We start from the raw sequence: 14,938 nt of genomic DNA, 5'->3' as shown, positions 1-14,938 counted from the left end.
CCTATTAGTAAAACAGAACTATCGAGCTACTTTTTTTATAACCGTTAACAGTTGTTCGGGATTAAACGGCTTAACAATCCAACCAGTTGCCCCGGCTGCCTTACCCTCGCCCTTTTTATTGGCTCCAGACTCTGTTGTTAACATTAAGATAGGTGTAAATTTGAACTGTGGTAGCTGCCTCAAGTTTTTTACCAATTCTATGCCATCCATATTAGGCATATTGACGTCTGATATGATCACATCAAACTCTGCATCTTTTGCAACGGCCAGTGCTTCAACGCCGTCTTTTGCCTCTGTCACATCATAGCCGGCATTTTTCAAAGTGAAGCCTACCATCTGCCTCATTGACGCTGAGTCATCAACGGCCAAAATCTTTTTCATAAAATCACCTTCCCCACAAAGCTAAATTTTTAATCTGGTAAATTAAGAAACTCTTTTAAACCAAGCTGTTGCGCTATATTCGATAAGGCAGAGCTCTTTCCTTGCCACGAAATAGCGCTGTCGGTTAAAGAAAGAGACTTTTGCAACGCACACAACACTTGAATGGAAGCTGTATCTGCATCATTCACTTCACTGATGTCTATACAGATTTTTTGCTCTGTAGATAAAAGCTCAAGAAGCGATGCGCTGAATTGTTCAGCTTCACTGATATGTAATTTCGATGCTAATTTCATCTGCTCAATAGAGTTTTGTAAAAATCGTTTAATTTTAGCCTAGTAGGAAATATCCAGATTTCCAGATAATTAAATTTATTACCGATTTTTATTCCATTGAGATGAGTTTAAAGTCTTCTAACATTGTGGTGGGATTAATAGAGGGAACCTGACCTAATTCGACTTCAGGTTTAAACATAGCGTGTATTTCGCCCTGTGGATTAATGAGCACGACTGAACCGCTGTGATCAACGTAATAACCTTCTGTGACTTCTGCCGGAGGTATAGAGTACATCAAACCAAGATTGCGAACGAAAGGATATAGAGCCTTGTGTTCAGCGCGTAACCCTAAAATAGATTGATGAAAGTAATTAGTATAATCCCTTAGATTTTTTACTTTATCTCTTTTTGGATCGACGGATAAAAACAACACTTGAGTATTAGGTGCAACTTCTGCAAGTTGAGGTATCAATCCACTTAGTTTCATCATGGTTGTTGGGCAAACATCAGGGCAAGACAAATAACCTAAAAACAAAAAGCTCCACTTACCCTCTAAATCATCATTAGAAAAAGAAGCTCCTGTTTGCGTTGTCAGCACAAAGTCATTGATAGCTCTAGGTTGTTTATACAAGTGAGTTTGTTCTGAAACACCTGCTTCTTGTTCAACAGAAAAGTAAACGCCAGCAGAGAATGCAATTAGCGCTAAAATTGCTATTAAAAAAATCTGTGTCTTTTTCATATTTTAAAATCTAATGATGTAAAAGTGATCAACTAGCAAAGCAACAAATAAAATAAGTAAGTGCCAAATTGAAAACTTAAAAGTATCCATCGCGATATTTTTATCGTCTTTGACTTTTAATTGCCATGCATATTTAAGAAAAACAAGATTGAGTATTGTACTGGAAACTAAATAAATTAGCCCTGTCATCGCGATTAAATAAGGTAAAAAGCAGACCAAAGTTAGTAATATTGTATAAAGCACAATAGCATTTTTAGTAAATGCTAGACCATGTGTTACAGGTAGCATTGGAATATTAACTCGCGCATAGTCATCTTTTCGATGAATTGCCAACGCCCAGAAGTGTGGTGGGGTCCAAGTAAATATAATCATGACAAGTAAAAATGCGTTTGGGTGCAATTCTCCAGTCATGCTAACCCAACCTAATAATGGTGGCATAGCACCGGCCAATCCACCAATTACAATATTTTGTGGCGTGAGCCGCTTCAATACTAGTGTATACACAACAGCATAACCAAACAGACTCGCTAATGTTAACCAAGCGGTCAATGGATTAACTGCCGCATACAAAATCACAAAACCAAGTACAGCCAAGGCAAACGAAAAAATAATCGCTTGTTGATTTGAAACTCGCCCTTTGGCTATAGGTCTATTGTAAGTCCGTGCCATTTTGGCATCTATTTTTTGATCTACGATGTGATTCATGGCCGCAGCGGCTGCCGATAAAAGCCCAATCCCAATTGACGACACCACTAGCAAATCAAGCGCGGGCCAGCCAGGTTGCGCTAACACCATTCCAACAATGGCCGTAATCACCAACATAAATACGACTTTTGGTTTAGTTATCTCATACAAATCTTTTAATAAACCTGTAAAAGACGAAAACGAGCTATTTATAGTATTAATGTAAGGCATGGTTACGCTCCTTGTTGTACTAAAATGCTGCTATCTGGGCTAGTAGAGGGCGCCGATTGATTAAAGTGTGCCTGTTGCTGTAGCTTTCTTTGGCGATGTAGGTAATGCCACAATACAAGCAAACTTGCCATTAACATCAAACCAACAAAGTTATGTGCAACGGCGACATACAGTGGTAAATGAAAAACAACATTCGATATACCTAATGAAATTTGAACCGCTGTTATCAGAGTTATCACAATTGCAAATGGCCGTAATTGAATTTGTTTATATAGGCTAATGACCAGTAATAAGAGAAACGCAGTAACAACCATGGCTCCTATTCGGTGAAGAACGTGAATTGTCATTCTTGCTTCATAAGGGAAGACGCCATATTCATAGTCTTCAAATCCGTGCGGCACAGATAATGCGCTATCAAGATCAAACTTCTGTTGCCAACCAGGCTCACAAATTGGTAAATCTGTGCAGGCCACTGCCGCATAATTGGCAGCGGTCCAACCGCCGAGCGCAATTTGAAGCACAACTAATAAAAAGCCAACTTTGACAAAATTTCTTAGCAATGTCGTAATCTTTATTGAGGCAGGAATGTCATGCAGAATATCTTGTTGGCTTAAACACTGTGATCGCAGTTTCAGCGTCAATAGCAATATTAAACAAAAGGTCGTAAAGCCACCTAAAAGGTGTCCCATTACAACAAGCGGCATTAGATTCATAGTTACGGTTAACATGCCCAATACGGCTTGAAAACTGACTGTCGCTAGCAGCAATCCGGTTAATTTCACATGCTGCTTAGCTTTTACGCTAAGTATAAACATTGCTAATACAAACAAGCCTAAAGCACCCGCAAAATAGCGATGAACCATTTCATTTCGCGCTTTATGATATTCAACAGGACGTTCAGGAAAAGCGGCTTCGGCACGTTCGATATGTGCGGCTTCTGTTGGAACAGTTAAAAAACCATAACATCCAGGCCAATCTGGACAGCCCAAACCAGCATCAGTAAGTCGTGTGTAAGCGCCTAATACAATGACGACACATACCATTAACAAAGACAGTAGTGATAGCTTATAACGAAAATTTAACATCAGAGCCCTTCTTATTTTTATTATTGGGGTGTTCAATTATTAACCCATACGAGCATAATTTAATAGCTTTTTCAAATCAGACAGGATGTCTTTGCTTGTCTTTATCGTATTGTCACGGTCAGCGCTTCCTTGGTAACGAAGGATGACTTTACCCATAGGGTCAATTACATAAATATAGCCGCCACTTAGGTCGGTATTATTTGCTGAATAGGCCTTTGTTGCCGGGTAATTGTTTAAAGGTAATGAGTCCGTTAACACCCATGCATTAACGCGTTTTTGAAGCTTGCCTAAAGCAAGATAAGTTTGGTTTAGTCCGTACAATTGTTCTTCGCAAAAGCTGTCACACTGTTGAGGTTGCGGTTGATATACAATGCTCCACATTGGCGTTTCTGTTTTAATTTCAACCACCACTTCTTTTTGCAAAAACTCGCCTTTGTTGGTTGCGGCTGGCGTGTACCATCCCATTTTTAAAACTAAATAAGCTAACACTAATGGCACGATGGCCATTGCTACAAATATTCCAAAAAAAGACTTAGACTTCATTGGTGTTCCTTCTCTTTTACTCTGTTAGTACTACGAACGCTTGCGAACACAAATACAACTAAGCTCGCTAACGCCAACAAAAACCACTGCACCGCATAGGCAACATGTTTCTCAGGAGGCATCACAACTGGCTTATATAACTGTGGGTGCCCAGCTACACTATTGGTATCAGCATATAAAAATACCGGTTTAACGGTCATTCCACTGCTGTATTTAAAATCTATAATTACGTTTACCGACTGAACTCGTTTAGGGAACGTGTCCCCCTCAATAACATCGCTGAGCGTAAATTGTTGAAGATCAGTTGTTTTAAGTAATCCATTAATTTCTAATTCATTGGGCAAGTCAATTGACGGCAATTCTGAGCGTTGCTGTGGTGCGGGCCACCAACCTAAGTTAACCAAGATGATTGTTTCTGATAACTTTACTTGAGCAGGTACTACAACATCGTAGCCAACTTGCCCATTAAATATTTTGTTATCAACTAACCAAACAAAATCTGTTTTCAACTCCAAGTTTAGTTGGGTGGTTTGAAAGTTTAAACTGGTTAACTTTCCTGTGTTTACTCGAGCTAAAAACTCCGTTTGACTCACTCGCTCTGCACTTTGTTGCGCTAATAACTCTTGCTTTTGCTTGGCTCGCTCTAACTGCCAAAACCCTAACTTGCACAAAATCAAAAATACCGTCACAGTAAGAATGATCGACAGTGGTGTGAAACTAAAACGCTTTAATATTTGCATTAACTTTTCATTACCGAACTACAAACGACAAAATTATAGGTAAGACAATGGAATTTATGATTAAAGCCATCATCGTTATATTACTTTTAAGCATCATCTTTAACTTATTTAAAGCAATGTTTACTATGTTAAAAGGCGATGAGAATGCACCACCTATGTCTCACTTTATTGGCAGAAGGTTAGCCTTTACCGCTGCTCTTATGATCTTACTGCTAGTATTGTTAGGGCTAGGTATTATTGAACCAAATCCTAGCCCTTACACTAAGGTTTAAACCCACCTATAAGATGTAAACAAAGATAAATAGACACACCCACACAACATCAACAAAGTGCCAATACCAGCTTGTCGCTTGAAATCCAAAGTGGTTTTCAGGGGTAAAATGCTCTTTAAGTACAATCCTAAAAAACATAATAATTAACATTATCGTGCCCAACGTGACGTGCAAGCCGTGAAAACCGGTTAACAAGAAGAATGTATTACCGTAAATACCGCTTGATAACATTAAGCCCATTTCTCGGTATGCATGCACATACTCTTCAACCTGCAAGACCAAAAAGATACAGCCAAGTAAAATAGTGACACCCAAGCCAATCTTTAATTGAGTACGTTTATTTTGTTCTAAACCGACGTGCGCGAAGTGCAAGGTAACCGATGATATTAATAAAATTATGGTGTTATATAGAGGCAAGCCAGTCCAACCCATTGCTTCTGTTGTTGTGCCATCTGGAGTTTTTATTAGCGGCCAAATTGCCTCAAACGCCGGCCAGAGTACTTCATGAGTACTAACGTTATTACTGGCTCCACCTAACCAAGGTACCGAAAACATTCGCGCGTAGAATAGCGCACCAAAAAAAGCACCAAAAAACATGACTTCAGAAAAAATAAACCAACTCATTCCCTGTTTAAATGAGCGATCCATTTGTGCGCTATACATGCCCTTCATTGACTCATCTATTACATTTCGAAACCAACCTACCAACATAAAAATGATAGTTAAAATTCCTGCCAGTAATAAATAGCCGCTATAACCAGACTCGCCTTTTGTTACGTCATTAACATAACCACCAGCACCAAATGCAATAAAGAATAAACCTACTGCGCCGACAATTGGCCATGGACTTTGTGCTGGAACGTAATATTTTTGATATTCACTCGACATTATTTTTGCCCTCTCTGTGAGCATTATTATTCTGAATCAGCAAATAGGTCTGCAAACGCAGACGGTTCTAATTTGTCACTAATATCAAACAAAGTGTATGACAATGTGACAGTGCTATATTCCGGTGGTAGTTCAGGATCAATGTAAAACTGCAAACCTAAACTTGCTTGTTGACCCTGTTCCAACGGTTGGTGATTAAAGCAAAAGCATTCAATTTTATTAAAATACGTTGCTGCAAGCCCCGGACTTACCGATGGAATAGCTTGTACCACCATGTCGCCTGCTGATTGATTTGAAACTAAAAAGTTAACTTCATGTTGTTCGCCTGGGTGGACTTTAATGCGTTTTACTTCTGGTTTAAAAGTCCACGGTAAATTGCCTTGTGTGTGAGCGATAAACTCAACCGTTACGGTTCGATTCATATCAATCACTGTCGATTGGGTCGCTGCCTGATTACTCGTTTTTCCATTTAAACCGGTAATATCACAAAACACATCGTACAAAGGCACGAGCGCAAATCCAAAGCCAAACATAAATACAACGGTTAATACCAACTTCTTAATCAGTTTGGTTTGGGCTGTTTTATTCGCTTCATTTACGCTCATATATTTACTCCAAGCTACAATCTACTATTTGATTTTTGGTGGTGTCTCAAACGTGTGATAAGGCGCAGGAGAAGGAACTTCCCACTCTAACCCTTCGGCACCTTCCCAGACTTGGTCCGTTGCTTTTTCACCACCTTTTATACACTTGTAAACAACTGCAACAAACAGAAGTTGAGATAAACCAAATGCAAAACCACCAATACTAATAATCGCGTTAAAGTCAGCAAACTGTGTGGCGTAGTCAGGAATACGGCGAGGCATTCCAGCTAAACCAACAAAGTGCATTGGGAAAAACAATACGTTTACTGAAACTAACGACAACCAAAAGTGTAACTTGGCTAAACCTTCATCGAACATATGACCTGTCCATTTAGGCAGCCAATAATAGGCACCGGCCATAATGGAGAAGATCGCTCCTGTTACTAGTACATAGTGGAAATGCGCAACCACAAAATAAGTATCATGGTATTGGAAGTCCGCTGGTGTAATGGCTAGCATCAACCCTGACAAGCCACCTATAGTAAACAGCACAATAAAGGCAATAGAGAACATCATAGGCACTTCAAACGTTAACGCTCCTCGCCACATAGTAGCGACCCAATTAAAGACTTTTACGCCTGTGGGCACAGAAATAAGCATAGTGAAGTACATGAAGAACAATTCACCGGCTAATGGCATACCAGTGGTAAACATGTGATGTGCCCAAACCATGAATGATAATATGGCAATTGACGCGGTCGCATATACCATAGAAGAATAGCCAAATAAGCGCTTACGACTAAAGGTAGGAACAATTTGAGAGATGATGCCAAAAGCTGGCAAAATCATAATGTACACTTCAGGATGACCAAAGAACCAAAATATATGCTGGAACAATACTGGGTCACCACCGCCGGCCGCACTAAAGAATGACGTCGCGAAATACTTGTCGGTTAAAACCATAGTTACCGCACCAGCTAATACCGGCATAACCGCTATCAGTAAGAACGCCGTGATTAACCAAGTCCAAACAAACAAAGGCATTTTCATGAAGGTCATGCCCGGCGCTCTTAAATTAAAAATGGTTACGATGACGTTAATCGCACCCATAATCGAAGAGATACCCATGATATGAACCGAGAACACAAAAAACGCGGTACTGTCGCCACTATAGGTCGTTGATAATGGTGCATAGAACGTCCAACCGAACGCAGGGCCACCACCTTCCATAAATAACGACATAAGTAAGATTAAAAACGCAAATGGTAATATCCAGAAGCTCCAGTTATTCATTCTTGGTAACGCCATATCTGGCGCACCAATCATCATAGGAACCATCCAGTTTGCTAAGCCAACAAATGCCGGCATTACCGCACCAAATACCATGATTAAGCCATGAACCGTGGTCATTTGATTAAAAAAGTTGGGTTCAACAATTTGTAAACCAGGTTGAAATAACTCGGCACGAATAACCATGGCCATCGCGCCGCCAATGAAAAACATTAGTAAGGAAAATAAAAGATATAGTGTGCCTATGTCTTTATGATTTGTTGTTAACAACCAACGCATAATGCCTTTTGGGGCACCATGGTGTTCATGGTCGTCGTGATGATCTGTTGCACTACTTTCTAAAGAACTCATGACATGCCTCCTACTGACTTGTTAAATAAGCATTGATTTGTGCTGCTTGCACCGCGTCGCCGGTATTGTTACCCCAAGCATTTCGCTCGTAAGTGACAATTGCTGCTAGGTCTTTTAAGCCGAGTTGCTTACCGTAACCTTGCATAGCCGTGCCAGCCTTACCATTCACTACAATGTCAATGTGCGCACCTAAGTCTTCCAGCGCAATCTTGCTGCCTTTTAAGGCAGGGAAAACACCTGGAATGCCTTCACCTGAGACTTGATGACACGCGGCACAGTTTGCAATGTAAGCTTTTTCACCTACCGCCATTAACTCGTCATAAGACATATTCATAGCTAGTAATTTCTGCTCTTCTTCTTTAGCAATGCGCGCCATTTCCACTTCTTGTTTCATCCAAGCGTCAAAGTCGCCTTGCTCTTTCGCAATAACCACTATTGGCATAAAACCGTGATCTTTTCCGCATAACTCAGCACACTGACCTCGGTATACACCTGGCTCATTTACTTTTGTCCATGCTTCGTTAATAAAACCAGGGTTTGCGTCTTTTTTAACAGCAAATTCTGGTACCCACCAAGAGTGGATAACATCGTCTGATGTAATTAAGAATCGTACTTTTTTACCGGTGGGAATAACGAGGGGGCGATCTACTTCTAGGAGATAATTAGCTGACTTAGCTCGTTTATTTGCTATTTGCTCGGGTGCCGTTGCTAATAAACTGTAATACTCTAAGTCATGATCGAAATATTTATAATGCCACTTCCACTGAGAGCCTGTGACTTGAACGGTAAGATCAGCGTCGCTGGTATCTTCCATTTCAATCAGTGTTTTTGTAGCAGGAAAAGCCATACCGATTAAGATGATAAATGGAATCGCTGTCCATATAATTTCAACTTTGGTACTTTCATGAAAATTTGCAGGGGTTACGCCTTTTGATTTTCGATGATGGAGCATTGAATAGAACATTACCCCAAACACCAAAATCGCTATCACACAACAGATATAAAAAATGATCATATGCAAATCATAAACATTTGCACTAACGTCTGTTACTCCTTTAGTAAGGTTAAGACGCATATCATTCGCCATTGCGGAATTAGCAAATACGGCAGTTGGTACCAACCAACTTAATTGCTTAGCAGTCACACAGAATCCTCCATAATGAAAAACAATAAGGGATTCTGTACGACCCAACTCAGTACCAGCCAAGACTTATCGCACAACCTGTGTGCAGCCCTAGACAGTTCTCCCCGAATGTTTTTTAATTATTATTTTTATAGTCCTAAGTTACTTAGCGTAACCCGACGTTGATTTAGATTAATTTTTATTCAACTAAATTAACGTATATCTTTTAACCAAGGAGTGCAAATTTTAATCGATGAAAGGAAGTCAACTGAACATAAAATGAACAGCCGACTTTGGGCAAATAGCTAGAGACTTTTCTTTGGAGGGAGCGCAGAGTTAGCAAAAATAAGGCCTGCAACCAATGACATCAGAATAATTAACGATTGTTGGCCAGCCGTTTCTGCAGAAGCAAAACCTTCACCAGCAATATATGAATTCAAACTAATGAATGTCTTACTGCCGGGAACGAGAACAATGAGTCCCTGCATGGTTACAATTACTGCTGGCGCATTCGCTAATCGAGAAAACAGATTACCGTATATGCCGACCATAAATGCGCCTAAAAACGCCCCTATGCCTAAATCAAATGATAGAGCGGCATAATGACTCGACCCATAAGCAATAAAGCCAATGAGCAGTGACCAAACTATATGGCGACGTCGAGTTCTAAACGCGATTATAAGAGAACAACCTAATGTGAAAATTGCTAACCATGCCGTCCAAGGTGGGAGCAGATCAGACTGCACAAACTCAACCTCACCAAACATAAGTTGACCCATTTCCACGCCTACAAACGCACCAAAGTACAGCTTAAATAACATCATTACCGCATCCATGATTTTTGCTGTACCGGATACTAGGTGACGTGCCGACAGTTCTTGCAAGCCTATAGTTAAGGCTAGACCTGGAATCAAGACAATAATAGATGACAATACCGCGAGTCGAATATTGATACCCGGATCCAAATAAGCAGCAATTGCACAAGCGCCCATCGCAGACATCATGGCTACCAGAGGCTCTAGCATATTGGCGATACCTTTTGATCGCTCAGACCACAATATAAATAAGTAAACAACAATACCGAGTAAGCCTGACCATAACGCGTTGTTCCAGCTGGTATTCATTAGCATTGCAAAAGCACAACCCGACAAAGCAAATGAAAAGCCGGTTGCCAAACGCCCATACGGATTCGGCATAAACTCAATTTCATCGAGGCGCAATTGTGCTTCTTCAACACTTAGTTCACCACCAAGCACCAGATCTACGACATCATCCGTTCGTGACAATGAGCCCATATCAAGATCGCCTGGTTCAACTCGCGCTGCGTGGGTATATTCATCTTCATGACCTTCAGTCCATAATACAAAGGTCATAGACGTTGGCGATATTATAAATGACGAGCGCAGGCCCAGACCATCGGCAAGCGTCATCAAATGCGCTTCTAGTCGATATGCAGGTGTCCCATATTTGTGGAGCATTTTGCCTAAACGAACAATAAATTTTCGTTTCTGCTTAAACGCCTCATGCTGGTCTTGCATTTTAGTCGCCTTTTACATCATTTAATTTAGATTTATCTGAAACCGGCTCAGCAATTAAGTCTAACCGTTCGTGCTCAAAGTCCGAGTGGTTTGGTTCAATTTGTGGCATTTTTTTCGTCACTTTATTTGAGAGCTGATTAAATCGCTCTACTTTACCAGCCAAACCTTGTTTTCCAGCAAGCCCTTTTACAGTCTCATTATATTGGTTACTAACCGTATTTAATGACTTGCCTAACTTTTGTAGCCGCTCAGCAACAATACAAACTTGGTTGTAAATATCACCGGCACGTAAACTAATCTCTTTTGCCTCAGCGTTACCTTGTTCAATACGCCAAAGGTTTGCGACTGTTTTTAAGATAGGCATTAATGTTGTGTGTGAAACAAGAATTACGTTTTTCTCGTAGCCGTAGTTAAACAAGTCTTTTTTATGCTTTAAAGCTTCAATGTAAGCCGGCTCTATAGGCATAAACATTAATACAAAACTTGGACTTCGCAACCCTATCAAGTTCGAATAGTCTTTTTTAAACAAGTCATTAATATGATTTTTAATTGCATTACAATGCTCATCAAGCGCGCTGTTCATTTCCGCGTCAGTTTCTGCCGCAATAGCCTTATCATAAGCCACCAGCGATACTTTACTATCAATAACAATATGTTTGTCATCAGGTAGTTTAATAACAAAGTCTGGTAATCGACGATTTCCCTCTTCATCCACAAGGTTCTCTTGCGTATTGTAGTGATCGTCTTTCATTAACCCGGCTAATTGCAACGTACGTTCTAACTGTATTTCACCCCAATTACCTGTGGTTTTTTTATCACCTTTGAGTGCGGTTGCAAGATTGTTGGCCTCACTGGTCATTTGCATGCCCACTTCAAGAACTTTTTTTAATTCTGAGCTCACTGTCGCCTGACCTTTAATCGACTCGCTATGGACTTCGTTTACGCGTTTCTGAAAGCCTTCAACTTGCTCTTTGAATGGGCGAAGTATCGCATCTAATTCTGTTTTATTTGATTGGCTAAAGGATTGACTTTTTTCTTCGAGAATCTTGTTTGCTAAGTTCGCAAACTCCATTTTTAATTGCGTACGTTGTTGTTCGACTTGTGCCTGCTGCTGCTCAAAGTGTTGCTGTTTTTCAACTAGGCTCGTTTTTATTTCTGTTAACTCAGAGTTAAGTTGCATCAATTCTTGTTGTTTTGATTGAATTTGTTGCTGCCATTGCGCGCTTTGCTCTTTTTGCTCAATGATTGTTTGATTACGTTCGTTTATACGGGTGTGAAGTCCCTCTACTTCGGATTTTAATGAAGCAACTTGCTGCTGAGATAATTGCGTTTGAGTTTGGAAATTGAGCGCGCGCTCTTGCTGCTCGTTAACCGCCACTTCCAATTCCGCTACTTTAGCTAAATGTTGTTGCGAGTTTAACGACACTTCTTGTAATTGCATCGACAAGGCTTGTACTTCACTTTTTCCACGAAATACAGCCCTTAACAAGATTAATAAAACAACAACTAAACACCCAATAACAATATCGGATTGGCCAAATTGGAGGTCAAAATTTTCCACGAATCAAACACTTCTCTGCAAAGTAAATTATTTTGTCATTGTGCCTACCTCACCATAAAAATGGAATGACAAAAGCTGAGTTTGTTTAAATTACTTGAGAATAGCGCTTTTGATTTAGTTGGCTGGCCAAATATCGATCGAATGTCATACAAATATTACGAACAAACAGCCTTGCTTTTGGGTTAATGACAATTTCGTTGTCGGAGCAACGTATCATGCCATCTTCTTCAAATGGCACCAGGCTAAGTAACTCTTTTGAAAAATAACTCAAAAAATCAACACCCCATTTATTCTCAACATATTCAAATTTAATTAAAAAATTACACATTAAATGTTTAATGATATCAGCCCTGACTAGATCATCATGCGTCAATATACGCCCAGGTAACTTCGGTAAATGGTTTTTATACTCAGTGGGTTGGTCAAGACTTGAGATAAAAGCAGTTGTTATATGTTGAGTATCGTAGATGTCGTAATAATCTGAGATCTTTTTGGGATTTTGCATATACACATTGCCTATGTAACTGATTGCCGATGCGCCTATGGCTAATAAGTCCGAGTCGGCTAATAACGTATAGCCTTGAAAATTTCGATGCAGCTCTCCAAGTTCTTGTGCAGAAACTAAACGGTCCGACGGCTTAGCAAAATGATCAAATCCAATGGCGACATAACCAGCTTGTTCGCATAAAACTTTATTCGCTAATAGCATCAGCTCAAGTTTCTGCGTCGGTGTTGGCAACCATTCGTCTCTAATTTTTCGCTGAGAGGCAAAACGGCTAGGTAAATGCGCATAACTGAATAACGATATTCGGTCTGGATTAAATGCAATAACATCACGTAGCGTTTGCTCAAAAATAGTAATACTTTGATGAGGGAGACCATAAATTAGGTCAACATTTATGGACTCAAAACCCAGCTGCTTCGTCCATTCTAAAACTTTAAATACCAATTCATTTGATTGTTGGCGGTTAATGGCCTTTTGCACTTCTTCATTAGTATCTTGCAAACCAAAACTTAGTCGGTTTACACCACAATCTCTGAGCGTTGTTAATAATGAAAAAGATACATGTCGTACATCAAGTTCAACACTAATTTCAGCGCTATCTTCAATAGTAAAGTCATCATTTATCGCTTTAAATATTTGTTGAAATTGCTCATTAGTCAAAAAGTTTGGTGTACCACCGCCAAAATGAATTTGATTTACAGGTTTGTTTCTTAACCCGACACTCCGTGCTCTGAGCTCTTTAAGCATCATTTCGACATAGCGATTCGACTTGTCTTGGTGCCTAGAGACAATTTTGTTGCAACCGCAGTAAAAACAGAGCTCAAAACAAAAAGGGATATGAAAATATAACGAAAGGTTGTGATTTTCTGAACCTTGCGCTGCAGCAAGTTGAAAGTTATCAGTAATAGATTGATTAAACTCTAACGCGGTTGGATATGAAGTATACCGTGGGCCATTGACGTTATATTTTTTTAGCCATTGTTGCTCTGTAATCATCTCTATCTCTCTTAAAAAAAGAGCCACTTTAAAAAGTGGCTATCAGAATAAGAGAAGTGTATTTAATATGCGTACTAAGGAACTTGATTTAGCTCAATTCAAGTTTAGAAAATATCCTAAAGTGAATACTTCAACGCGCTATCTAATAAAGCTCTGTAATTTATTTTACCTTTATTGCACTTTTCTATGTCGTTTTGACGGAATACATAATACAACTTTGATGCATCGTTGACGTAAAACGTCATGTACTTATCGTCTTTTAAGCTCTTTAATCCCATACCAAAGTCACACACCATTTCGCTAATAGCAAAAGCGTAAAGTTTTGTTAATTCTTGCTGTTTTTTAATCGCTAGCTCTTTTGCGTTTTTTGCTGCTTTTTTTACCTTTTTTTGGTGCTGACTAATTTCATCATTTATAACCTTTAGCTCCTTTTGCAAATCTTGCATCTGCGCTTCTAATTTAGCAATTTGCTTATCAGATTGACCATTATTAATATCACTTACAAGTTCAGCATCTCTAATTTCACGCTCTACTTGTCGAGCTTTTCGTTCAATTTTATTCGCCTGTATTGACAGCTCACGTTGTTTTTGTCGTAGCTCATCTTTCGCTTTGCGCATTTCTCGGTGTACATCTGAACTGTTCTCCCCCAACGAATTCGCGATCATGGTTGCTTTATGTATTTCAAACTCGATATCTTCAATATCATGTTGGCTCATTTCAAAGTAGTGTTCAGTGTTTTCAGTGGCCATTCGAATCTCGACTAGCTCCTCAAGCTCCTTTTCAACCTTTGGCTTTGGTGGAGTGCCTGGTTTAGGAGGTGGTGGCGGTATAAATGAAGAGTCACCGTTAGTCGAAAACACATCACCGTTTCGACTCACAAATATTTTAGGCATCGAGAAACGGCTATGATTATTTATTTCAAACAACATCCCCTGGTGCGCTAAATAACTGGCCTTAACATCACCTACGTGCTGTCCTACCTTATCTTTTAAAGTCGTTTCTAAAATCGTCGACATCAGTTTGATATCACGCTTAACATTGTCTAAATGTTGCTCGGATAATTCATTTTTTGCAGCTATATCAAACGAGCCTAGTGCTAATCCGCTTAATATCATTGCTACTATCGCGCTATTAAGTTTACCTTTCATGACTTTC

General features: G+C 39.7%; 16 protein-coding genes. 1 reads left to right on the top strand and 15 read right to left on the bottom strand.

The window, feature by feature from the left end; translation table 11 throughout:
* Positions 1–18 precede the first annotated feature (18 nt).
* The 7 genes from ACZ1GV_RS13520 to ACZ1GV_RS13490 all read right to left on the bottom strand — a co-directional run bounded on the left by ACZ1GV_RS13520 (position 19) and on the right by ACZ1GV_RS13490 (position 4,675).
* Positions 19–381, bottom strand: a complete 363-nt coding sequence (locus ACZ1GV_RS13520; RefSeq protein WP_472674619.1) for a response regulator — start codon at positions 379–381, stop codon at positions 19–21.
* Between the two features lie 29 nt (positions 382–410).
* Positions 411–674 (bottom strand): STAS domain-containing protein, encoded by a 264-nt coding sequence (locus ACZ1GV_RS13515; RefSeq protein ID WP_472674618.1) that lies wholly within the window; start codon positions 672–674, stop codon positions 411–413.
* An 88-nt stretch (positions 675–762) separates the two neighbouring features.
* Positions 763–1,392 (bottom strand): SCO family protein, encoded by a 630-nt coding sequence (locus ACZ1GV_RS13510; RefSeq protein ID WP_472674617.1) that lies wholly within the window; start codon positions 1,390–1,392, stop codon positions 763–765.
* A gap of 3 nt (positions 1,393–1,395) precedes the next feature.
* A complete protein-coding gene (gene cyoE / locus ACZ1GV_RS13505; protein WP_472674616.1) occupies positions 1,396–2,307 on the bottom strand; it encodes a heme o synthase in 912 nt (303 codons plus the stop codon).
* Between the two features lie 2 nt (positions 2,308–2,309).
* On the bottom strand, positions 2,310–3,392 hold the full coding sequence (locus tag ACZ1GV_RS13500) for a COX15/CtaA family protein (protein WP_472674615.1): 1,083 nt from the start codon (positions 3,390–3,392) through the stop codon (positions 2,310–2,312).
* Positions 3,393–3,431: 39 nt separating this feature from the next.
* Positions 3,432–3,935, bottom strand: coding sequence for a hypothetical protein (locus tag ACZ1GV_RS13495; protein WP_472674614.1), 504 nt, complete (start codon positions 3,933–3,935; stop codon positions 3,432–3,434).
* Entirely contained in the window at positions 3,932–4,675 is a 744-nt protein-coding gene (locus ACZ1GV_RS13490) for an SURF1 family protein (RefSeq protein WP_472674613.1), read from the bottom strand. The genes ACZ1GV_RS13495 and ACZ1GV_RS13490 overlap by 4 nt, the downstream gene beginning before the upstream one ends.
* Positions 4,676–4,722: 47 nt before the next feature.
* Between ACZ1GV_RS13490 and ACZ1GV_RS13485 the strand changes: the two genes are divergently transcribed.
* Positions 4,723–4,947, top strand: a complete 225-nt coding sequence (locus ACZ1GV_RS13485; RefSeq protein WP_472674612.1) for a DUF2909 domain-containing protein — start codon at positions 4,723–4,725, stop codon at positions 4,945–4,947.
* 6 nt (positions 4,948–4,953) lie between these two features.
* Here ACZ1GV_RS13485 and ACZ1GV_RS13480 read toward each other — a convergent pair whose 3' ends face one another.
* From ACZ1GV_RS13480 to ACZ1GV_RS13445, 8 genes are all read right to left on the bottom strand, one after another.
* On the bottom strand, positions 4,954–5,835 hold the full coding sequence (locus ACZ1GV_RS13480) for a cytochrome c oxidase subunit 3 (protein ID WP_472674611.1): 882 nt from the start codon (positions 5,833–5,835) through the stop codon (positions 4,954–4,956).
* 26 nt (positions 5,836–5,861) lie between these two features.
* Positions 5,862–6,440, bottom strand: coding sequence for a cytochrome c oxidase assembly protein (locus tag ACZ1GV_RS13475; RefSeq protein ID WP_210560696.1), 579 nt, complete (start codon positions 6,438–6,440; stop codon positions 5,862–5,864).
* A gap of 24 nt (positions 6,441–6,464) precedes the next feature.
* Complete coding sequence (gene ctaD / locus ACZ1GV_RS13470; protein ID WP_210560697.1) at positions 6,465–8,060, bottom strand: cytochrome c oxidase subunit I; 1,596 nt, start codon at positions 8,058–8,060, stop codon at positions 6,465–6,467.
* A gap of 10 nt (positions 8,061–8,070) precedes the next feature.
* Positions 8,071–9,147 carry a cytochrome c oxidase subunit II gene (gene coxB, locus ACZ1GV_RS13465; RefSeq protein ID WP_472675903.1) on the bottom strand — a complete coding sequence of 359 codons (1,077 nt, stop codon included), beginning with the start codon at positions 9,145–9,147 and terminating at the stop codon, positions 8,071–8,073.
* A gap of 341 nt (positions 9,148–9,488) precedes the next feature.
* A complete protein-coding gene (locus ACZ1GV_RS13460; protein ID WP_472674610.1) occupies positions 9,489–10,721 on the bottom strand; it encodes a threonine/serine exporter family protein in 1,233 nt (410 codons plus the stop codon).
* A gap of 1 nt (position 10,722) precedes the next feature.
* Positions 10,723–12,282: a DNA recombination protein RmuC gene (locus ACZ1GV_RS13455; RefSeq protein ID WP_472674609.1), complete on the bottom strand. Its 1,560-nt coding sequence runs from the start codon at positions 12,280–12,282 to the stop codon at positions 10,723–10,725.
* Positions 12,283–12,367: 85 nt separating this feature from the next.
* A complete protein-coding gene (gene hemN / locus ACZ1GV_RS13450) occupies positions 12,368–13,783 on the bottom strand; it encodes an oxygen-independent coproporphyrinogen III oxidase (protein WP_472674608.1) in 1,416 nt (471 codons plus the stop codon).
* Positions 13,784–13,899: 116 nt separating this feature from the next.
* On the bottom strand, positions 13,900–14,931 hold the full coding sequence (locus tag ACZ1GV_RS13445) for a hypothetical protein (RefSeq protein WP_472674607.1): 1,032 nt from the start codon (positions 14,929–14,931) through the stop codon (positions 13,900–13,902).
* Between the last annotated feature and the right edge of the window lie 7 nt (positions 14,932–14,938).

It is taken from the genome of Psychrosphaera sp. HA2-10 (assembly GCF_055693745.1).
Note: the sequence above shows the minus strand (reverse complement) of the source record. Positions and strands in the feature narration are given on the sequence as shown.